Below are 21,694 nucleotides of genomic sequence, written 5' to 3'. Positions count from 1 at the left end.
GACTCAAAGGGGTTAAACCGCCACGCCCAATGCGGGGTCGGCCATGGATTGCAACTGTTTGACCTGATCGATCAGCGCTTCGGTGAAGCGTTCGACCTGGTCGGGCTGGGTGTCCCAACCCAGACTGACGCGAACAAAGCCCTGCGCCAGCTCCGACGCTACCCCCATGGCGCGCAGCACATGGGAGGGTTCGGTTTTGCCCGACGAGCAGGCGCTGCCCGAGGAGATGGCGAACCCGGCCAGATCCAGTTTGATCACCAGGGTCTCGCCATTCACCTGGGGGAACGCCAGCGCCGAGGTGTTGCCCATGCGGGGAGCGTCGGCGCTGAAGATAGCGGCGCCGACCTGCGCATGACGAATGCGCTGCTCCATGGCGTCGCGCATCGCCTCAAGACGGGTATAGGCGGCATAGTCGTTATCGCTGGCCATCTGCGCGGCGACGCCAAAGCCGACGATGCCGGGCAGATTCTCCGTACCGGAACGGCGGCGACGCTCCTGCCCGCCGCCCAGCAACTGGGCGCGCAGCGGCGCGTTCTTCTCCACGATGAGGGCGCCCACGCCCTGCGGACCGCCGAATTTGTGCGCCGAAACGCTCACATAGGCGATGGGCAGGCGCTCCAGATCCAGCGGGGCTTTGCCCGCCATCTGCACCGCATCCACATGCAGCGGAATGTTGCGCTCGGCAAGCTGTGCGCCAATCTCTTCGATGGGCTGCAAAGCGCCGGTTTCATTATTGGCCGCCATAATGGAGACCAGTTTGGTGTCGGGCTGCAGCGCGGTAACGATCGCCTCGGCGTTGACCACGCCATGGGCGTCGGGCTCGACGAATGTGGCGCGCATGCCCTGTTTGACCATCTGTTTGATCGGTTCGCTCACCGCCGGATGTTCAATGGCGGTGGTGACGATGTGGCCTTGGTAGTCATTGGCCGCCGCCACGCCCTGAATGGCCAGATTGTCCGCCTCGGTGCCGCCGCTGGTGAAGATCACGCGGCTGAAGTGGACATTGAACAGTTTGGCCACCGCGCGCCGGGCGCGCTCCAACCCCTCTTTGGCGGCGCGACCGCCGCTATGGGCCGCCGACGGGTTGCCGAACTTCTCCGAGAAGAACGGCAGCATCGCCGCCAGCGCCTCGGGGCGCAACTTGGAGGTGGCGTTGTGGTCCAGATAGATCACGCCGCCCCCCGCTTACCCATGGCGGTGTGGTGATCGCCATGATCGTGATCATGGGCCCCCGCCAGCATGGCCGAGCCGTTCTGCGCCAGATGCGCCAAATTGACCGAATCCAGGTAGTCGTAGATGTGGTTGCCCAACTGCACCCACAGATCGTGGGTGATGCAGCGGGTGGTCTTGCGACACCCTTCGGTCTGGTAATCCTTGCAGGAGGTGGCCTGAATCGGCTCATCCACCGCGCGAATGATGTCCGCCACGCTGATGCGCTGCGGCGTATGCGCCAGTTGATAGCCGCCGCCGGGGCCGCGAATGCTCTTCACCAATCCGCTGCGGCGCAGCTTGGCGAACAGCTGCTCCAGGTAGGAGAGGGAAATCTCCTGCCGCGCGGAGATATCCGCCAGGTTGGAGGGCCCCTCTTCGCCATGTTGCGCCAGATCCAACATGGCGGTGACCGCATAGCGTCCCCGGGTGGTCAGCTTCATGAGTCGCCTCCCGCCACGCGCAGCGGCGCCGCCGCTGCGTCACAGCTCTTGCCGTTTTCAGAGACCAGCGCCTCTTTCTCCCGCTCCAGCGTATTCAGGCGCCGCTCCATCTGATGCATCTGTTCGAGCATGCAGGTAACCGCGCGGGCCACCGGGTCGGGCATCTGATTCTCGGTGACGCCATAGGAGGGGAAGTCGGACTTATTATTGGGGTCGATGGGGTCGTGTTTCTTGGGCGCGACTTCGCGACCCGGAATCCCCACCACCGTCACATCCGGCGGCACCGCTTTGACCACCACGGCGTTAGAGCCGATACGGGCGTTCTCGCCCACCGTGATGGGCCCCAGCACCTTGGCGCCGGCCCCCACCACAACACCGTCGTGCAGCGTAGGGTGGCGCTTACCCTTGTTCCAGGTGGTGCCGCCCAGAGTCACGCCGTGGTAGAGGGTGACGTTGTCGCCAATCTCGGTGGTCTCGCCGATCACCACTCCCATGCCGTGGTCGATGAAGAAGCCCTTGCCGATGGTGGCCCCAGGGTGAATCTCAATCCCGGTGAAGAAGCGCCCCAGATGGGAGATGAAACGGGCGATAAGCTTGCGGTTCCAGCCCCACCACATGTGGGCGAAACGATAGAAGATCATGGCGTGGACGCCGGGATAGCAGAGAATGATCTCGGCCACGCTGCGCGCGGCGGGGTCGCGGTCAAAGATGACGCGAATGTCGTCCCGGATGGTTTTGAAAACGCCAAAAGCCACGATGACCTCTCTTGGTTTTCGCTAGATTCATAGAGACAAAAGATTGCCCCTTTGAAATGGAGATTTTAAATACCCGATGGAAATTGTCAACAATAAACCTGACTGGATTGGTCGGCTTTTTTGAAATACCCCTCATACAGTCAGGAATATCATCACTTCAATGAGTTGGGAGTATTCAGCGCAAATCGGCGAGCAATGAATGCTGTTGCGAAATCATCATCAATGACGCTCCGGCATCAGATACACCCTGCCAATTCCGACAAAATTAGTCAAGATAATGAATATGACAAAGCCCCGCCGAAGGGGTTCGACGGGGCTTTCAAGATTTCATTGCAGCGCCACGCAACGCGGTGCGGCAAATCCTATTTGTGCGGCGACAGCAGACGCGAGGCTTCGTCCAAAACATCCTCGGGCATGCGACGGTTGGCTTTGCGGGTTTCGCGACGGATCTTGTCGTAGATCTCCTCGCGATGCACCTCCACGTCGCGCGGCGCGTCGATACCGATGCGCACCTGGTTGCCCTTAATGCCCAACAGGGTGACTTTGATGTCATCCCCGATTTGCAGACTCTCTCCGACTCTCCGTGTCAAAATCAGCATGGCGGTAATCCCCTCGCAACGTCCGGCGTTTCCCGTCCCTCATTGGACCAGGCGCGCGCCGAACGGATCAGTGGCGAACAGCTCCAAGCGTTACAGCTGCTTGGAAAAAGTGTGAAAGGCGCCGGCGGTTGCTTTGGCGCCGGTGCGGCCATAGCCGCTGGTTTGTGGCGTCCCGCCGCTGCGGATCACCTCCATCACCGCCTCGGTGGCGGTTTGCACGCCGCGAAACGCGGCTTGATTCTCGCGATTGGCCTTCTGCGCGGCGTCGATGGCGGTACGCAACTGCTCGCGCAGCGCCATAAAGCCGCTCTTCTCCCCCAGCTTGCGCGCCAGATCCCCCATCGAAGGCACGCCGCCGGACAGACCCAGCACATGGGCCATATCGATGGTCAGTCGCTGACGGCGCTGATCGATGCGGCTAATCTCCTCCAAGCTCTCGCGAACGCTGGCGTTGGCGCTCTCCAGCGCCTCGGCGTCACGATTGCGTAACGCTTCACGCTCGGCGAGCAGGAGCTCGTGCAGCTTCTCGAAGCGATCGATCAAGGTTTCCACAATCTGTTTCAAGGCCCCGCTGGCGTCCGCCATGGTCTCCTCCTGTTAAATCCGGCTGTGGGACGGCCACCGCCTACAAAGACTGTTTGCGCTCCATGAGCACCTGACGCAGGATCTTGTCGGCCACGTCCAGGCTGGAGATGTCATAACGCCCGGCGTCCAACGCCTCTTTGATCGGCGTCACCAACTCCGAGCGCACATTTGGCGCGCTCTGCATCGCCTCGTCGGCCATGCCGTAGGCGCGCGCATTATCGGACAGCGCCACATCGTCGCGCCGCGCCCCGCCGCTGCGTCCGGCGCGGGCTGAACCGGCGCCAGCAGCGCCGCCTTTGGCGCGACCGCGCGTGATGCGCCCCAATTTTCCAGCATCCACGCTTTTGATTTTCATCGACGAAATTCCTTTCTCATCGGTTCAAGCACCTTGTGGCCCGCGTCGGGCTCACTCATCGCGCTTGGCGGCGGCGTTGCGGTAAGAACCCGGGATCACCCGCATTACGCTACCGCCGGGGCGCACGCCAGGCGCGCGCGTGAGTTGATCGTAGATCGCCTCTTTCAGACCCATGCCGCCGGTCTGACGTTGCGAGGCCATTTTGGCGTACTCGTCATCGAGCATGCCTTCGAACATCTTTTCGCCCTGCCCCTTCTTGATCAACGGATCGTCGCCTTGTATGGGCGTGACCGTTTTGCGCATGGCGCCGAGCATCTGCTTGATGAACATCGCTTCAAAATTGGCCGCCGACTCGCGCAGCTTCTTATCCTGCGCAGGCGCCAACTTGAGCCGCCGCACATTGCCCGCCGCGTGACGAGTGGAGGAGCCGCGAAACTGCCCGGCGACATTCTCCGTGGCCACACGCTGTCCGCCGCTGACGGCGTTACGCCGCGCGATGGCGATGGGGCTCGCTTCCTCTGTGTTCCCGCCCCGCCCTGCGTCCGCCCGCGCGCTGATCTGCTGCCCCTGTTCGGCCTGCAAACGCGCGCGCATGGCGTCGATGCTGGGAAATGTGGGGAAGTCGCTCATGGCTCGCCGCCCGCACGCCTTACTGGATCACAAGATCCGCTTGCAGCGCGCCAGCGGTCTTGATGGTCTGCAGAATCGCGATCAAGTCGCGCGGGGTCACGCCCACGCCATTGAGCCCTTTGACCAGATCGTTGAGGGTCACCCCCTCCTGCATCTCGATCAGACGCGCATCCTGCTCGGTGACGTTCATCTGATTTTGATTGGTCACCGCGGTCTGCCCCCCCGCCATGGCGTTGGGCTGGCTCACCTGCGGATTGCTGCTGATCTTGATGGAGAGATTGCCATGGGAGAGCGCCACAGTAGAGACGCGCACGTTCTCGCCCATGACGATGGTGCCGGTGCGTTCGCTCACCACCACTTTGGCCAGCTGATCGGGCTCTACTTGTAGAGTCTCCAGACGGGTGAGAAGATCCACCACGCGGCCCTGATAATCCTTGGGCACGCGCACGTCCACCGCGCCGGAGTCCCGCGCCTTGGCGTAGGGCTGACCCAGAGCGCCGTTGATGGCGCGCACAATGCGGTTGGCGGTGGTGAAATCGGGGTTGCGCAGTTGCAACTCCAGGGATTTTTCGCGATTGAGGGCGAAGTTGATTTCGCGCTCGACGATGGCGCCGTTGGCGATGCGCGCCACAGTGGGATGGTTCTTCTGCGCGCCCTGCCCGGCGCCGCCAGCAGAGAAGCCGCCAATGGAGAGCGCGCCCTGGGAGACCGCATAGATGCGGCCATCGGCGCCGCGCAGCGGGGTCATAATCAAGGTGCCGCCCTGCAGGCTCTTGGCGTCGCCCACCGAAGAGAGGGTGACATCCAGTTGACTGCCCTGACGAGCGAATGGCGGCAGGGTGGTGGTGACCATCACCCCGGCGACGTTTTTGGCTTTGATCTCGGCGCTGATGCTGATGCCCATCTGCGAGAGCATGCGGCGCATGGCCTGAGAAGTGAAAGGCAAGGAGGAGTCGCCGCTGCCATTGAGGCCCACCACCAGACCGAAGCCCGACAGCGGGTTGCCGCGCACCCCTTCAATGGTGACCACGTCCTTCAATCGCGCCGCATCGGCAATTTGTGCCTGCGTCAGAAAACCGATCACGCACAAAGCGCCCAGCGCCAGGCGCGGGATGAGTCCATTCACGACACGCATTTTGACTTCCTTTCCAGACACTTGACATTCCATTTGCGGACTTTGCATAGTCTGTGTCGACGCCGAGATTTGTGTGATAGCAGCGCAGAGTCGATCCGTCCGATCTCTATCATGCATAAGACGGGCCAGAGAGGCCTCCCCCACCCGTTCCATAGTCAATCAAGCCCAGCGCCCCCTCAGCGAAACGGCCAAAAAAAAACGCCGGGCCAAAGAGGCCCGGCGCGTCAAAGTTTCCTGCGACGGAAATTTGCGACGGAAAAATCGTGCTCTGCGCCCGCCGACCCGGTCTCCCGTGGGGGCGCAGCAATGCCTTGCTTAACAGTGCGATTTAGAACAGCGGCAGCGCCGCCGTCAGGAGCTGATAGGTCCAGCTGGGCTTCTGCTGATTGCTGATGTCGCCCTCACCGGAGAACTCGATGCGCGCATCGGCGATCATCTGCGAGCTGATGCTGTTGTCCGGGGAGATGTCGTCGGGACGCACAATGCCGGACAGAATGATGAATTCGTTATCGTTGTTCAGAGTGATGTCGCGACGGCCTTCGATGCGGAAGTAGCCGTTGGGCAGCACCTCGGTCACCACACAGGCGATGGAACCGGTGAAGTTGCCTGAACGGGTCACCTCGCCTTCCCCCTCATGGGTGTTCTCCGACTTAATGGTGGCGCTGTCGGTGAACTTGGACAGACCGCCCGCCTGCAGCGCCGCCGTTAAACCGAACAGACCGCCCAATGAAGTCTTGGACTCATCGTTCTTGCTCAGCGTGGTGTTGCTGCTCTTGGTGGCGTTGATGGTCTCAGCAATGTTCACCGTCAGGATATCGCCCACACTGCGCGCCTTGTTGTCGGTGAACAGGGCGTTGCGCTGGGCGCTTTGCCAGATGGAGCCCTTATTGGGCGCCATCACCTCCGGGGCCTGGGCGCGCACCATGCTCACCGGCGCGGCGGGACGTTGCGAAGCGCGGGTGATGGTCCCGCAGCCGGACAGCAGAGCCAGCGCGCTGGCGGCGATCATCATTTGGTAAGCAGCAGACTTTTTCATCACAACCCCCTTTGGGGATAAGCGTTCGTTATATGGCGAATGGTTGGGCTCGATGATCGATCGGTCGATCAGAGCATCTCCACCCGCACCGCGCCCGGGGCGATCACCGTGGCCAGGTAGCGACGGGAGCTTTCCGGATTGCGCACCGCGATGGCGTCGCCCACCCGCCCGGCCTGATCGGCCACGGCGATGGCGCGAATGGTCAGCGCGCCGGACTTGGCGGTCACCCGCACCCGCTCGCCGCGTTCGATGGCGATGGGACGGTCAAACCAGTCGCTTTTGAGCGGCGCGCCAGCGCGCACCGGGCGTTTCACCGCCATGCCGATAAGCTGGGCCGGGTCATCGGCGTAGGTCATCCCCTTATGGTTGACAACCCGCTCCTCCCAGCGCAGATCCTGCGGCCCCACGATCTCGCCGCGGGCCAGATTGCGCGCCAGGGTCAACACCCGTTCGCGCTGCTGCACCATCACGTTGGCGGTCAGCTCCAGGTGCGGCTTGCCGTTGAGCAGCACGGTGACCGGGATCACCCGGCGGCCCGGCTCGGCGTCCACATCCTGGGGATTCACCGCCAGCCGCCACTCGCCTTGATCGGGCAACTGCAGCGAGCGGGCAAAGTAGATCGCCTTGGGCTCCAGCCCTGGCTTGGCCAGGGTCATGGCCGCCTGCATCGGGGTTTGCGCCGCCTCCACCAACTCCTGACGGTGGATCATGCGTGCTTCGGCTTCGCCGCCCAGGGCGGCGGCGGCCAGCGCCGCCAGCGCCATCAGGCTCATTTTGAGATTACGCTTCATGTCGCCCACCCTTACCGTTTCAAGCTGCCGATGGTGCCGAGCATGCTGTCGGAGGTCTGGATGCTCTTGGAGTTCAACTCATAGGCGCGCTGAGAGGCGATCATCTGCACCATCTCCTCGACCATGTTGACGTTGGACATCTCCAGGAAGCCCTGCTGGATGGCGCCAAAGCCGTTTTCGTTGGGGTTGCCCGCCACCGCCGCGCCGGAGGCTTCTGACTCGGTGTAGAGGTTGCGGCCAATAGCGGTCAGACCCGCCGGATTGATGAAGTCGGCCACCTGCAACTGACCCAGCTGCGCCAGCGCCGCGGTGCCGGGCTGTTTGACGCTGATGATGCCCGAGGGCTCGATGGCCACGGCCATGGCGTCCTGCGGCAGGGTGATGCCCGGCTGCAGCACGTAGCCGTCGGAGGTCACCATCTGTCCGGTGTTGTCCAGCTTGAAGGTGCCGTCACGGGTGTAGGCGGTCTGACCGTCGGGCAGAGTGATCTGGAAGAAGCCCTGACCTTCGATGGCCAGATCCAGCTCGTTGCCGGTCTGCACGTAGTCGCCCTGGGTGAACAGTTTGCTCACCGAGACGTTGCGCACGCCGTGACCGAGCTGGATGCCCACCGGCACCGCGGTGCCCGCCTGCGAGGTGGCGGCGCCGGCGGCGCGCAGGTTCTGATACAGCAGATCCTGGAAGTCGGCGCGGGAGCGCTTGAAGCCGGTGGTGTTGACGTTGGCCAGGTTGTTGGAGATGACGTCGATATTGCGCTGTTGCGCCTGCATCCCCGTCGCGGAGGTCCACAATGAACGCAGCATGGTTCGATCCTTTCCAATACGTAAATTTCGTTGTCGCAGAACCGGTCATGGGACCGGGGAGGACCCCGCGCGCTCTTGATGGCGCGTCAGTGGTCCGGGCGCGCGACGGGGTCATCGCCCCGCCGCAGCGCCGGATTCGGGTTTACTCGAGGCGTCCCACTTGATTGGCCGCCTTCTCATCCAGGGTGTCGAGCGATTGAATCATCTTCACGTACATCTCGGTGGCGCGCTGAGTCTCGATCATCTGCGTCATGCTGCGGATCGGATTGCTGTTGGAGTCCTCCAGGAAGCCCTGGTGGAAACCGCCGCGCGCGCCATCCAGATTGGTCTCGTACTCCTGCGGGGCCTTGTAGAGGTTCTGCCCCACTTTATCCAGCTGCTCGGTGGGCAGCCCCACCCGGCTTAGCACACCCACCTGCTCGCCGGCGCTGGTGACCACGCCATCTTCGCCGATCACCACCGGCCCCTTGCCCACCACGATGGGCGCGCCGCCCGCATTCAGCAGCGGAAAGCCGTCCTTGGTGACCAGTTGCCCGAGGCTGTCGATCTCGAAGGCGCCGTCACGAGTGTAGCGGCGCTCGCCATCAGGCCCCTGCACGGCGAAGAAGCCGTCGCCCTCAATGGCCACATCCAGCGGGTTGCCGGTTTGGCGCAGCGGACCCTGGGTCATGGTCATCTCGGTCTCGAAAGCCACCGGGTAGGTCATGCGGTAGGCGTTGGAGGCGGGGTTGCTGAACGGGAACGGAATGTCGTAGGGTCCGCGCAGGCCCATGAAATTGTCGGTGGGCAGAGGAAACTGCTCGGGACCGGGCGACGTCATAAAGGAGTCGAAGGTCAGTTGGTCCTCTTTAAAGCCGGTGGTGTTGACGTTGGCCAGATTGTTGGCCAGCACGTCCAGTTTCATTTGGGCGCGTCGGGCGCCGTTGACCGCCGCATAGAATCCGCTGTCCATGATTCCCTCTTTCGTGTGCGCAGGCTCTTGTCAGTTTGTTGTGGCCCCATCTGGGGCCGCCGACGTCTTGTGCGCCGGTTGCGCCGCAGGTCTGAGCAGTGCGCTCTTGCCGCGACGCCTAACATTGAGCAACCCAGGCGCCAAACTCGCCACACGATAGAAAAACAGTGCGTTATATTGCGCATTTACCCATAATCACGCCCCCGGCCTACCCACTGATTGGGCAACATCGGCCATATTCAGCGGAAAGGATTGCCCCATGGAAGATTCTGCCGCCCCCGGTGAGGGGGAAAATTCGTCCCGCGCACTCAAAAAGGTGAGCGACTCCCCCGCCGGACGCGCGTTTGCGCAACTGGAGGAGCTGATGCGCCGCCTGCGCGCCCCCGACGGCTGCCCGTGGGACCAGGAGCAGACCTATGATTCGCTGCTGCGCTACACCATTGAGGAGGTCTACGAGGTGGTGCACGCGGTGGAGACCGGCGACGTGCCGGAACTGAAGAAGGAGCTGGGCGACCTGCTGTTCCATGTGGTGTTCTACAGCCGCATCGCCGAGGACAACCGCCAATTCACCCTGGCCGACGTGGTGGATGGCGTGGTGACCAAAATGGAGCGCCGCCACCCCCACGTGTTCGCCGACGAGAAGCTGGACGCCGCCCAGGACGTGACCAACAACTGGGAGTCCCTCAAAGCGCGCGAACGCGCCGCCTCGGGGCAGACCGAGCCGCCGCCATCGGTATTCGACGGCCTCTCCAACAAACTCCCGGCGCTGCTGTGGGCGTATAAGCTGCAGCAGAAGATGGCCAAGGTGGGCTTCGACTGGCCCGACCCGGAGGGGGTGATCCACAAGGTGCGGGAGGAGTTGGGCGAGTTGGTGGAGGCGCGCGCCGAGGGCGATCAGCACCACGTCAAGGAGGAGGTGGGCGACCTGCTGTTCAGCCTGGTGAATCTGGCGCGCCACCTGGACATCGACCCGGAGACCGCCCTGCGCCACAGCGCCCATAAGGTGCAGAACCGATTCCTCCACGTGGAGGCGCGCCTGCGCGAAACCGGCGAGAACGCCCACACCGCTGGACTCGATCGCCTCGAAGCGCTGTGGGGCGAAGCCAAAAGCCAGGAGCCGCCGCGCGATTAACGTGCGCAAAAACAGCACGCCAAACCTGTCGTCGTTCCCATCAATGCGCTATAGTAATGGGTCACGAAATTCCAGCGCGGCTGAGATCTCCAGCCCCCAATAAGGACGGCAACGGCATCGCCCCATGAGTGAACCCGAAAACAGCGCACAGCAGCCCATCAATATCGAAGACGAAATGCAGCGGTCCTATCTCGATTACGCCATGAGCGTAATCGTCGGCCGCGCCCTGCCCGACGTGCGCGACGGGCTCAAACCGGTGCACCGGCGCGTGCTGTTCGCCATGCGCGAACTGGGCAACGAATGGAACCGCCCGTATAAAAAGTCGGCCCGCGTGGTCGGTGACGTCATCGGTAAATATCACCCCCATGGCGACACCGCCGTGTACGACACCATCGTGCGCATGGCGCAGGACTTCTCCATGCGCCACATGCTGGTGGATGGCCAGGGCAACTTCGGCTCGGTGGACGGCGACTCCCCGGCGGCCATGCGTTACACCGAAGTGCGCATGACCCGCCTGTCCCACGAACTCCTGCTCGATATCGACAAGGAGACCGTGGAGTTTTCGCCCAACTACGACGGCTCGCTGTCCGAGCCGCAGGTGCTGCCAGCCAAGTTCCCCAACCTGCTGGTCAACGGCTCGGCGGGCATCGCCGTGGGCATGGCCACCAATATTCCGCCGCACAATCTGGGCGAAGTGATCGACGCCACCTGCGCCCTCATCGACGACAAGTCGCTCTCCAATCGCGACCTGATGCAATATGTGCCCGGCCCCGACTTCCCCACCGGCGGCTCCATCCACGGCCATGCGGGCATCGTCTCCGCCTATGAGACCGGGCGCGGCTCGGTGGTGATCCGCGCGGTCACCAACATCGAGACCAAAAAAGATGGCCGCGAGGCGATCATCGTCACCGAGCTGCCCTATCAGGTGAATAAAGCACGCCTGGTGGAGCGCATCGCCGAGTTGGTGCGGGAGAAGAAAGTCCTGGGCATCAGCGACCTGCGCGATGAGTCCGACCGTCAGGGCATGCGCGTGGTGGTGGAGCTCAAGCGCGACGCCCAGTCCGATGTGGTGCTCAACCAACTCTACAAGCACACCCCCATGCAGACCTCGTTCGGGGTCAACGCCCTGGCGCTGGTGGAGGGTCGTCCGCAAACCCTGGGGCTGCGCGGCTTCCTCGACGCCTTCCTCAAGCACCGCCGCGAGGTGGTGACCCGGCGCACCCTGTTCGAACTGAAAAAAGCGCAGTCCCGCGCGCACATTTTGGAAGGTTTGGCCGTTGCGCTGGCCAATATCGACCGCATCATCACCCTGATCCGCGCCGCCTCCTCCCCGGCGGTGGCCAAAGAGGGGCTGATGCAAGAGGTGTGGGGACGCGGCGAAGTGGAGTCCATGCTGCTGCGCGCCATGGGCGAAGGCGATATCGCCTCCCCCGGCTTTGTGCCCGGCGGCTATCAGCTCTCCTCCGACCAAGCCCAGGCGATCCTGGATATGCGCCTGCACCGCCTGACCGGCCTGGAGCAGGAGAAGATCCACGACGAGTTCGCCGAGATCCTCAAAGAGATCGCGCGACTCAAAGAGATCCTCGGCTCCGAAACGGTGCTGATGGAGGTGATTCGCGGCGAGCTGCTGGAGATCAAGGAGCGTTTCGCCAATCCGCGCCGTACGCAGATCTTCGACGCCATTGGCGACTTCTCCATCGCCGACCTCATTGAAGAGGAGGAGATGGTGGTGACGGTGAGCCACGCCGGCTACATCAAGCGCCAGGCCAGCGCCGACTACCGCGCCCAGCGTCGCGGCGGCAAAGGCAAGTCCGCCACCGGCATGAAGGATGAGGATTGGATCGAACAGATGTTCGTGGCCTCCACCCACGCCACCATCCTCTGCTTCACCGATACAGGCCGCGTCTACAAGCTGAAAGTCTACGAACTGCCCCAGGGCAGCCGCATCTCGCGCGGTCGCCCGGTGGTCAATGTGCTGTCGCTGGATGAAGGCGAGAAGCTGGCGCAGATCGTGCCGGTGGCCATCGACCCCAAAGAGTGGGACGCCTGGGATATCCTCTTCGCCACCCGCTGCGGCTTGGTGAAGAAGACCGCGCTGTCGGCGTATGGCAACATCCGCACCAACGGCATCCGCGCCATCAACCTGATGGACGAGGATGGCCTGATTGGCGTGGCGCTGGCCCCCACCCCGCTGGAAGAGCTGGGAACCGGCGGCGAGGATGGCGACGACGACGAATCCGCCGTCGCCGTGATCGAAAATGACGCCGACGATTCCGACGACAGCGGCGACGATGATGCCACGGTGGAGCGCGGCCGCGTGCTGCTGTTCAGCGCTGCGGGCAAAACCGCCCGCTTCCGCGTCAACCATGTGCGCCGTTCGGGCCGGGTGGCGCGCGGCGTGCGCGGCATGCGCCTGAAGGGCGATGACAAGGTGATCGCGCTGGTGGTGGTGGAGCCGGGAAGCGAGTGTGAAATCCTCACCATCTCCGCCAACGGCTACGGCAAACGCACCGAAGAGGCGCAGTACCCCACCAAAGGGCGCGGCGGTCTGGGCGTGATCGGCATGTCGGTCACCGACAAGACCGGCGCGCTGATGGGCGCCTTGGGCGTGTGGCCCGGCGACGAGGTGATGGTGATCACCGATCAGGGCACGGTGATCCGCACCGGCGTCGACTCCATCCGCCTGGCCGGGCGCAGCACCCAGGGGGTGCGCGTGCTCAATGTGGCCGATGGCGAACGGGTGTCGTCGGTGGCGCGCATCGCCGAGTCCGACGATGACGCCGAAATGGATGACGAGAACATCGAAAGCATCGACAACATCGACGATGGCGCGCCCGAAGGCGACGTCGGCGCCGATGACGCGGCAAGCTAAGCAGGGAGGCAGGCAATGCTGGATATCAAACAGATTCGCGCCGACATGGAAGGCGTTGAAGCGAAACTGCAACGACGCGGCGGCGGTCTGAATCTGGCCGCCTTGCGCGACTTGGATCAGCAACAGCGCGCCCTGCGGGTGCAGACCGAAGAGTTGCAGGCCAAGCGCAACGCCCTGTCCAAGGAGATCGGCGCGCGCAAGGCGCAGAAGGCCGACGCGGCGGATCTGTTTGAGCAGATGAAGGAGATCGGCCCGGCGCTCAAAGCCAAAGAGGCCGAGCTCAAGGAGCTGGACGAGCAGGTGCAAACCGTGGTGGAGGCGCTGCCCAACACGCCCCACGACTCCGTGCCCGACGGCGCCGACGAGAACGACAATGTCGAAGCGCGGCGCTGGGCGCCGGGCGCCGGTGTGGGCGGCGAGCCCACCCCCCTGCCCTTTGAGGCGCTGAACCATTGGGACATCGGCGAGCGTCTGGGCATCATCGACTTCGAAGCGGGCGCCAAAATCGCTGGCGCGCGGTTTACCGTGTTCAAGGGGTTGGGCGCGCGTCTGTCGCGGGCGCTGGCCAACTTCATGCTGGACCTGCACACCGGCGAACACGGCTATATGGAAGTGCTGCCGCCGGTGATGGCCAATGCGCAAACCCTGTTCGGCACCGGGCAACTGCCCAAGTTCGAAGAGGATCTGTTCAAGACCCAGGATGATCTCTACCTCATTCCCACCGCCGAGGTGCCGCTGACCAATCTGGTGGCGGGCGAGATTCTGGAGGCGGATCAACTGCCCCTGCGCATGACCGCCTGGACCGGCTGCTTCCGCCGCGAAGCAGGCGCGGCGGGCAAGGACACCCGCGGCCTGATTCGTCAGCACCAGTTCGACAAGGTGGAGATGGTTCAGGTGGTGCGCCCGGAGGAGAGCTACGACGCTCTCGAAGCCCTCACCGGCCACGCGGAGATGGTGTTGCAGCGCCTGGAGCTGCCCTATCGGGTGGTGACCCTGTGCGCGGGCGACATGGGCTTTGGCGCAACCAAGACCTATGATTTGGAAGTGTGGCTGCCCGGCGCCGGACGCTACCGGGAGATCTCCTCCTGCTCCAACACTGAGAGCTTCCAGGCGCGGCGCATGAAGGCGCGCTTCCGCCCCGAGCCCCAGGGCAAGCCGGAACTGGTCCACACCCTCAACGGCTCCGGCGTGGCGGTGGGCCGCGCGCTGGTGGCGGTGTTGGAGAACGGTCAACAGGCCGACGGCAGCGTTCGACTGCCTAAGGCGCTGGTCCCCTACATGGGCGGCGTTGAGGTTCTCACCCCGGCCCCATAAGGGCGCGCAGAGCAGAACATTTCGCATGCGGACAGGTGGCCGAGTGGTTGAAGGCTACGGTCTTGAAAACCGTCGTGGGGGCAACTCCACCGTGGGTTCGAATCCCACCCTGTCCGCCATTTTTTCAATGTTTTATGCGCTCGACTCGCGATCATTTCCGGGGTATGGCCTGGCTACGGAGCATGGCTTGGTGTACGGTTTGATTCTCGCTTGGGTGTGAACCGGATGCCCCCCGCTTGGCCAAGCCGCGCCAGGCAATCTGTCTGACTGTTTCGCGAAGCTGCGACACTTTCCGCGCTCACCCGATGGCGCGCGGAAGATGCACAGTCAACGCTGTTCCCTCTTGTTCATCACTCTTCATGTCGATGGCGCCATTCTGCGTCAGCGCCATCAGTCGAGCCGAGTAAGTCCCCAGCCCTGTGCCATTTTTCTTTCCTGCTGTGACAAGTTTATCGAAAAACCGATCTCGAATCTCTTCAGGCACAGAGCCCTGATTACACACGGAGATCGCCAATTGATCCTGTTCCGGCTCAATCCGCACAGAGACTTCTGAGCCGGATGGCGCAGCCTCAATGGCGTTTTTCACCAGATTGGAAAACATCGAATAGCTCAACGTCACATCCAGTGGAATTCTTAACTCCTCGGCGCTTAGACCCTCTGTTTGAACGTCTATCTTGACATCATGCATACCGGCAAATCGTTCCTGGTCGGACACAACCTGCTCAATCACCTTGTCCAGTTCGTGGAGATCAGGCTGGTACTGATAGGTCCCTCTCTCCATGCGGTAAAGATCCAGCGAGTGGTTAATCATATCCAGCATCGATTTCCCGGCCCGGACAATATTCTTTAACCATACCTTCTGCTCATCGGTGATATTCGGCTCCCCCATCAACAGTTCAGGAAAGTTCAGGATACTGTTGAGCGGAGCTTTCAAATCATGCTGGGTGATGCGCTGAATATCATCCCGGAGACGCTCGTTCTCTTCCAAGGCGGCGTTTCTCTCCAACAACACCCTGCGGGATCTTGCCAGGGCCAAATGGTTCGCCACCCGGGTTTTCACGATGGGCGGGAAGAAGGGTTTGTGGATATAGTCCACGCCACCAATTTCCAAACCGGCAATCTCACTGTCGTGATCATCCACAGCGGTCACGAATATCACCGGAATCTCTTTTGTCTCCTTCTGCGCCTTGAGGCGTCGGCACACCTCGAACCCATCCATCTCCGGCATCATCACATCCAGCAGAATGAGTTCAGGCTTGGGGTCCAATCCCGCTTTGCGCAACGCCTCTTCGCCACTGCGGGCAGTGACCACGGCATAGTCGTCCGAGAGCGTCCCCATTAATACGCGCAGGTTGTCAGGAACATCATCCACCACCAGGATCTTCGGCTTCACGCTGGACGTCATGGTTACCCCTCTTTGCCGACAAGCTCGTCGAGCATTTGCTGAATGGTTTTCTGCGCGACTTCTGTTTCGAACTCTTCCACCTGTTGCGTCAGGGAACGTAGTTGCCCGCTCAGGCTCGAGCGGGAAAGCAGCGGCCTCAGTGTCTCCATCAGCGGCTCCACCGCGCTATATTCATGATCCAACGCGGTGGCGATCTGTTTCAGAACGCTTTGGATCTTTTCCAAATCCAATGCATCACTGGAGGCGACCTCCCCCTTCTTGCCGCCCTCATCTCCGCTGGGGAGAACCGCCGCAATGCCCTGACAAAGGCGCTGCAAGGCCGCCGCAAACGGCGCGACGTCCGGCGCTTCGGAGGGAGACGCCTTTAAAACGTTTTCCAAACTCTCCGCCTCACTGCGCAGCGCCTTGGCGCCGATATTCCCCGCAACCCCCCGAATAGCGTGGACCAAGTGTCTGGCTTTCTCCCACTCCTGCGCCGCGAGATGCGCCTTCAAGTCGACATCCGCGCTGCTGTTATTCTCAACAAAACGCAGCAAAAGCCATTGCAGTGTCTGCAGATTTCCACCCACTCGCAAGAGCGCATCCTGCATATCCACGCCATCGATCTGCAGATCTTTTCCCACCGTGATATCCAGGTCCAACTGTTTCCCGGCTTCAGGCTCTATCACCCCTTTCACGTCGACCCAATGCGCGATGGTTGTATACAGCCGATCAGGATCAATCGGCTTGGCGATGTGCTCATTCATCCCGACATCCAAGCACGCCTGTACTTCGTCTTTCATGGCATTGGCGGTCATGGCCAAAATCGGCACGCTGCGCCAGCGATCATCGGTGCGGATTTTTCGCGTGGCGGTCAGTCCATCCATGACCGGCATTTGCATATCCATCAGCACACAGTCAAACGCGGTTGTTTCCAGCTGCTCAATAGCCTCCTGTCCATTGCCTGCAATACTAACCTGGGCGCGAACCACTTCCAGCAGCTCTTTGGCAAGCTGTTGATTGATGATGTTATCCTCAACCACAAGAATGCGCGCGCCACTGAGGTCAGGCAGGGGTTTGGCGGACAGAGTTCTCCCTTGAACATCTGGATCACGATGCTTGGCGCTCCGCGTATCCACCCCGACGATTGCGTCAAACAGAATACTCTGCGTGGTGGGCTTGGGCATGTACGATACAATGCCATGAATGCCGACCAACTCCTCCAAAAACGGCCTGTCGCTCTCGGGCGACATCATGAGCGTGCGCGGCTTGATGCGGATCTCCGCGTCTCCATCAATGGCCTGCGCCACCGCCACGCCATCCTCCCCCGGCATCTGATAATCCATCAGCACCAGGGAGATCGGCGCCTCTTCGCTCTGCGCCTGCTTGATCAACTGAATCGCCTGCGCCCCCGAGTCGGCCAACAGGAACTCAAAGTGAAAAGAGGTGAGATAATCGCTCAACGCTTGCCGCACGCTGGCGTTGTCATCAACCGCCAGCACGCGCATTTTCTGTAGCGCCGCGCCCTCAAGGTGCGGCGGCTCGCTCTCTTCATAGCGCATCCAGATGTCGAACAGAAACTCACTGCCTTGGCCCGGTTCGCTCTCCACCCGGATGTCGCCGCCCATCATGTGCACCAGATGTTGCGTAATCACCAGTCCCAGCCCGGTGCCGCCAAACATGCGCGTAATTGAACTGTCCGCTTGGCTGAACGCTTTGAACAGACGCTCTTTCTGCTCAGGACCGATGCCAATGCCGGTGTCTTTGACCGAACCGAGAAGATGCACCTGATCCGCCTGCTTTTCGAGTACGCTCAAATGGACAGCCACTTCCCCCTCATGGGTAAACTTCACCGCATTATTGACCAGATTCAACAGAATCTGCCCCAGCCGCAGCGGATCGCCGATCAGAACCATGGGCACATCGGGCGCACAGAGGGTAATGAACTCTAGGCGCTTATCCATGGCCTTGAGAATGATCCCGGTAGAGAGGCGATCGAACACATCCTGAATCTCAAAACGGGTCGCTTCCAGCTCCAGACGGTTGGCTTCAATTTTGGAGAAATCGAGAATCTCGTTGATGATCTGCAGCAGCGAGTTGGCGGAGGTGTGGACCTTACTCGCATAGTCCTGCTGGCGCGGCGTGAGCGGCGTCTGCAGGCACAGGTGGCTGAAGCCGATGATGGCGTTCATCGGCGTGCGGATCTCGTGGCTCATATTGGCCAGAAAATCGCTTTTGGCCCGGTTGGCGGCGTCCGCCTCGCGCTTCGCCCGCGCCAGCTCCTCCTCCATGCGCTTGCGGTCCGTCACATCCAGAGCCGTCCCCGCCATGCGTGTCGGATTGCCCTCCGCATCCCACGCCACCGCCTCTCCGCGCGAGTAGAACCAGCGGGTTTCGCCATCGGCAAGGATGGCGCGATACTCATTCTCATAAACGGGAATTTTGCCCTCTTTGTAATCCCGGCCCGTTTTCAGCACCCGCTCTTTATCGTCAGGATGGACGATATCCATCCAACTTTTGGTGGAGGGGTTGCCAATCTCTTCCAGGGACATGCCGATCATCTCGGCCCAGCGCGCATTGACCACCTGCGTCCCATTCACCAGATCCACATCCCAGGTGCCAAGATTGCCCCCTTTGAGCACCAACTCCAGGCGCTCTTGCATCTGTTCGGCCTGCACTTTGGCGTCGATCAGATCTTGGCGATTGCGGTCATGGATCACCGCGATGGAGAGTAGGTTCGCCGCCACGCGCATCAACGTCATATCGCGATCGGAGGGCTGTCGCGGCTCCTGATAGTACATGGCGACAGTCCCCAGCACCTCGCCTGACTTGGTCACAGCGGGAAATGACCAGCAGGCGCGCAGGTTACTCTCCAAAGCGGCGTCTTTGAACGCCGCCCAATAGGGGTGGTGGGCGATATCCCCTACAATCATCGGCTTGCCGGTGGCCGCCGCGGTGCCGCAAGAGCCCACGCCTTTGCCAGACTCAAACGATTCGACATGCTTCACATACGCCTCGGGCAGACCTCCGCCCACGACGAACTTTAGCGTTTTGAAGCCGGGAACCAGCAGATGGATGGAGCCGTAGCTTGCTGGATTGATCGCCTCGATGAAATCAACAATGGCGGAGCAGATATCCTCCAGCGGATCATCGGCTGCGATTTTTTCAGAAACTTTACGCGCTTCCGATTGGAGTTGCTCCTCCAGATAGCGCTGCGTGATGTCCGTGCCGATGCCACATACGAGCGGCTCTGAGGTGGCGTCGAGGGTTAAGGGGAAGAGAGTCAAATCGAAGTAGCGTCGCCCGGAGCTACTGGGAATGGCGATGTTCTCATATTTTGGCAGTCCGCGTTGGAGCACCCACCGCTTGGCCTCCTCCAGCTGCTGCGCCAAGGAGTCTGGGAAGATGTCGGCAATATTTTTGCCTGCGAAGGCATCTGGCTTTCGCTGCAAAACATCGGCAAAACGCTCATTCACAAACAGAATCTTATTATTCACAGTATGGAGAAAGACGATGTTCGGCATATTCGCGAGGATCGCTTCCATCTGCTCTTGCAGTTGGAGTCGTTTTGCCTCGGCGATGCGTAAGGTCGCTTCCGCCGCTTTCTGTTCCGAAATATCCCGAACAACCAACGTAAAGAATGGCTTTTCCGCGGGTCCGCCCCGGGTAATGGTCAAACTGACGGGAATTTTGGAGCCATCTTTTGCAATGCCATCGATCTCTTGGAAAAAAAACACCTTGCTGGGCGATGCCGAGGGAACGACGGCGTCTGCATTGGAAAAATGCGGCAATTTAAACAATGCAGAAGGGATAAGCTGCTGGATATTCAGGTTGATCAGTTCATTCTCTGCAAACCCGAACATGTGCGCCGCAGCTTGGTTGCAGGTGGAGATAACGCCCTTTGTATCGATCTGCAACACCCCATCGGTCATTGAACGAAGAATGTCTGTGAAGACCTGTTTGCTCTCATGTAAATCCAACGTCCGCTGCGCGACCCGCTCCTCCAACCTCAGATTCGCCTCAGACACGCACTCTTTTTGCTCTACTATCGTCCGAAGCATGGCATTGAGCGATTCGGACAACACGCCCGCCTCGCTTTGCCCCTCAACCGACGGCAAGCTCTGCGCCAGATCGCCTTGGGCAATGCTCAGCGCCGCATCGGCAATGGCGTGAATGGGCGCCACCAAACGCCCGACCGCCGACCAAACCCACCAGCCAATGAGCATGGAGCCACAAACGACGAATAGCCAAAGCCCGGTCTTAATAGCCTCTCCTTCAGCCAGAGCGATGTCAGAGGGCTGCCGGACCAATACGCGCCATCCCATCCCTGTTTCGGTTCAGTTGGAAAATGACAAACAAGCCGTTTATAATGTGTAGATAATAAGCGGAGGTTTGTATGGAACGGAAGAAGCGGAGATTTACGGCTGAGCAGAAGGTAGGCTATGTGCGCCGTCACCTGGTCGAGAAGGTGGTTCTCTCGGATCTGTGCGACGAGGCGGGCATTCAGCCCAGCCAGTACTATCGCTGGCAAAAGGCTTTGTTTGAGAACGGCGAAGCGGCCTTGTCTGACAAACGCGGCCAAAAGGCTTGTGACCGACAGATTGCCGAACTAGAAGCGAAGTTGGCAACCAAAAATGAAGTTATGTCTGAGCTTCTTGAGGCGCATGTTGCGCTAAAAAAAAGTCTTGGGGTGAGCTGAACGGCTGCTGGGTGGAGCCGGACATACGGGATTCGGTGGTGAATTTCGTGGCGTTTTGGTCAGACAAGAGCGAAATCGACACGAGCCGAATTATCAACTGGATAGGCGTGCAAAGGGGCAAGTTCTATTCATGGCGCAAGCGCTATGGAATGGTTAATGACCACAATGGCCGTATTCCCCGAGATTTTTGGCTGGACGATTGGGAAAGGGAAGCGATTGTCGCCTTTTTCCATGAACATCCGTCAGAGGGCTATCGGCGCCTGACCTACATGATGCTGGATGCAGGCGTGGTGGCGGTCAGCCCCTCTTCAGTGCTGCGTGTGCTCAGAACTGCCGGGCTGATGCGTCGTTGGAGCCCATCGCCCTCGCAGAAGGGCACAGGGTTCAAACAGCCTTCGGAGCCGCATAAACACTGGCATGTGGACATCTCCTATCTGAATATCCAGGGGACGTTCTACTATCTGTGCAGTGTCCTGGATGGATGTAGCAGGTTTATCCTCCACTGGGAGATTCGTGAGTCGATGAAGGAAGATGAGGTTGAAGTGGTCCTGCTCCGAGCTCAGGAGGCCTATCCGGAAGCTAAGCCGCGGCTGATCTCAGACAATGGGCCGCAGTTCGTTGCCAACGATTTTAAGGCGTTCATCCGGGAATCCGGCATGACGCATGTGAGGACTTCGCCTTACTATCCGCAGAGCAACGGAAAACTGGAGCGTTTTCACGGTAGTTTGAAGCGTGAGTGCATTCGGCCTCAGACGCCATTATCGCTGGAAGATGCCCAACGGGTTGTGGGAAAGTACGTCGAGCATTACAACACCCGGCGGCTCCATAGCGCCATCGACTACGTCACCCCACAGGATCGCCTGGAAGGGCGGCATGTGCAGATCCTGGCCGAACGAGATGAAAAGCTTGAGGCGGCCAGAGAACGGCGTCGGACGACGCACCAAAAGCAGTCTTTTCAGCCATCCCAAAAAATGGCTGAAAAGGCGAACAGCTAACTGAT

Annotated in this window: 19 protein-coding genes and 1 tRNA gene; 6 read left to right on the top strand and 14 right to left on the bottom strand. The window is 61.0% G+C overall.

Annotated features, from left to right (window positions below):
• Positions 1–12: 12 nt before the first annotated feature.
• From MAIT1_RS17770 to flgF, 12 genes are all read right to left on the bottom strand, one after another.
• Positions 13–1,173 (bottom strand): cysteine desulfurase family protein, encoded by a 1,161-nt coding sequence (locus MAIT1_RS17770; protein WP_085444882.1) that lies wholly within the window; start codon positions 1,171–1,173, stop codon positions 13–15.
• Complete coding sequence (locus MAIT1_RS17765; RefSeq protein WP_085444881.1) at positions 1,170–1,652, bottom strand: Rrf2 family transcriptional regulator; 483 nt, start codon at positions 1,650–1,652, stop codon at positions 1,170–1,172. The genes MAIT1_RS17770 and MAIT1_RS17765 overlap by 4 nt, the downstream gene beginning before the upstream one ends.
• Positions 1,649–2,407: a serine O-acetyltransferase gene (gene cysE / locus MAIT1_RS17760; RefSeq protein ID WP_085444880.1), complete on the bottom strand. Its 759-nt coding sequence runs from the start codon at positions 2,405–2,407 to the stop codon at positions 1,649–1,651. The genes MAIT1_RS17765 and cysE overlap by 4 nt, the downstream gene beginning before the upstream one ends.
• A gap of 362 nt (positions 2,408–2,769) precedes the next feature.
• Positions 2,770–3,006, bottom strand: coding sequence for a carbon storage regulator CsrA (csrA, locus tag MAIT1_RS17755; protein WP_085444879.1), 237 nt, complete (start codon positions 3,004–3,006; stop codon positions 2,770–2,772).
• A gap of 90 nt (positions 3,007–3,096) precedes the next feature.
• A complete protein-coding gene (locus tag MAIT1_RS17750) occupies positions 3,097–3,591 on the bottom strand; it encodes a flagellar protein FlgN (RefSeq protein ID WP_085444878.1) in 495 nt (164 codons plus the stop codon).
• Positions 3,592–3,631: 40 nt separating this feature from the next.
• Positions 3,632–3,946: a flagellar biosynthesis anti-sigma factor FlgM gene (flgM, locus tag MAIT1_RS17745; protein WP_085444877.1), complete on the bottom strand. Its 315-nt coding sequence runs from the start codon at positions 3,944–3,946 to the stop codon at positions 3,632–3,634.
• Positions 3,947–3,997: 51 nt separating this feature from the next.
• Positions 3,998–4,576, bottom strand: a complete 579-nt coding sequence (locus MAIT1_RS17740; protein WP_085444876.1) for a rod-binding protein — start codon at positions 4,574–4,576, stop codon at positions 3,998–4,000.
• A gap of 19 nt (positions 4,577–4,595) precedes the next feature.
• Positions 4,596–5,711, bottom strand: a complete 1,116-nt coding sequence (locus MAIT1_RS17735; RefSeq protein WP_085444875.1) for a flagellar basal body P-ring protein FlgI — start codon at positions 5,709–5,711, stop codon at positions 4,596–4,598.
• A gap of 328 nt (positions 5,712–6,039) precedes the next feature.
• The gene (locus MAIT1_RS17730; RefSeq protein ID WP_085444874.1) at positions 6,040–6,747 is read right to left on the bottom strand and encodes a flagellar basal body L-ring protein FlgH; all 708 of its coding nucleotides are present in this window, start codon (positions 6,745–6,747) and stop codon (positions 6,040–6,042) included.
• 68 nt (positions 6,748–6,815) lie between these two features.
• Positions 6,816–7,538, bottom strand: coding sequence for a flagellar basal body P-ring formation chaperone FlgA (flgA, locus tag MAIT1_RS17725; RefSeq protein WP_143814916.1), 723 nt, complete (start codon positions 7,536–7,538; stop codon positions 6,816–6,818).
• 11 nt (positions 7,539–7,549) lie between these two features.
• Positions 7,550–8,341 carry a flagellar basal-body rod protein FlgG gene (gene flgG / locus MAIT1_RS17720; RefSeq protein ID WP_085444872.1) on the bottom strand — a complete coding sequence of 264 codons (792 nt, stop codon included), beginning with the start codon at positions 8,339–8,341 and terminating at the stop codon, positions 7,550–7,552.
• A 142-nt stretch (positions 8,342–8,483) separates the two neighbouring features.
• The gene (flgF, locus tag MAIT1_RS17715) at positions 8,484–9,293 is read right to left on the bottom strand and encodes a flagellar basal-body rod protein FlgF (protein WP_085444871.1); all 810 of its coding nucleotides are present in this window, start codon (positions 9,291–9,293) and stop codon (positions 8,484–8,486) included.
• 259 nt (positions 9,294–9,552) lie between these two features.
• On the opposite strand from flgF, the gene mazG reads away from it, so the two are divergent.
• The 4 genes from mazG to MAIT1_RS17695 all read left to right on the top strand — a co-directional run bounded on the left by mazG (position 9,553) and on the right by MAIT1_RS17695 (position 14,730).
• A complete protein-coding gene (gene mazG / locus MAIT1_RS17710) occupies positions 9,553–10,425 on the top strand; it encodes a nucleoside triphosphate pyrophosphohydrolase (protein WP_085444870.1) in 873 nt (290 codons plus the stop codon).
• Positions 10,426–10,549: 124 nt separating this feature from the next.
• Positions 10,550–13,297, top strand: coding sequence for a DNA gyrase subunit A (gene gyrA, locus MAIT1_RS17705; protein ID WP_085444869.1), 2,748 nt, complete (start codon positions 10,550–10,552; stop codon positions 13,295–13,297).
• Between the two features lie 15 nt (positions 13,298–13,312).
• Positions 13,313–14,611, top strand: a complete 1,299-nt coding sequence (gene serS, locus MAIT1_RS17700; RefSeq protein ID WP_085444868.1) for a serine--tRNA ligase — start codon at positions 13,313–13,315, stop codon at positions 14,609–14,611.
• A 29-nt stretch (positions 14,612–14,640) separates the two neighbouring features.
• Positions 14,641–14,730, top strand: a tRNA-Ser gene (locus MAIT1_RS17695).
• Positions 14,731–14,909: 179 nt separating this feature from the next.
• Here the strand turns inward: MAIT1_RS17695 and MAIT1_RS17690 are convergent.
• On the bottom strand, positions 14,910–16,016 hold the full coding sequence (locus MAIT1_RS17690; RefSeq protein WP_085444867.1) for a hybrid sensor histidine kinase/response regulator: 1,107 nt from the start codon (positions 16,014–16,016) through the stop codon (positions 14,910–14,912).
• A 2-nt stretch (positions 16,017–16,018) separates the two neighbouring features.
• Positions 16,019–20,221 carry a response regulator gene (locus MAIT1_RS17685; protein WP_158089600.1) on the bottom strand — a complete coding sequence of 1,401 codons (4,203 nt, stop codon included), beginning with the start codon at positions 20,219–20,221 and terminating at the stop codon, positions 16,019–16,021.
• A gap of 170 nt (positions 20,222–20,391) precedes the next feature.
• On the opposite strand from MAIT1_RS17685, the gene MAIT1_RS17680 reads away from it, so the two are divergent.
• Both MAIT1_RS17680 and MAIT1_RS17675 read left to right on the top strand, forming a co-directional pair.
• The gene (locus tag MAIT1_RS17680; protein WP_085440078.1) at positions 20,392–20,694 is read left to right on the top strand and encodes a transposase; all 303 of its coding nucleotides are present in this window, start codon (positions 20,392–20,394) and stop codon (positions 20,692–20,694) included.
• Positions 20,695–20,705: 11 nt separating this feature from the next.
• Positions 20,706–21,689, top strand: a complete 984-nt coding sequence (locus MAIT1_RS17675) for an IS3 family transposase (protein WP_198947753.1) — start codon at positions 20,706–20,708, stop codon at positions 21,687–21,689.
• The last annotated feature ends 5 nt before the right edge of the window (positions 21,690–21,694 follow it).

It is taken from the genome of Magnetofaba australis IT-1, assembly GCF_002109495.1.
Taxonomy (GTDB): Bacteria; Pseudomonadota; Magnetococcia; order Magnetococcales; family Magnetococcaceae; genus Magnetofaba; species Magnetofaba australis.
The sequence above is the reverse complement of the archived record's forward strand: the minus strand, read 5'-3'. Positions and strand labels throughout refer to the sequence as shown.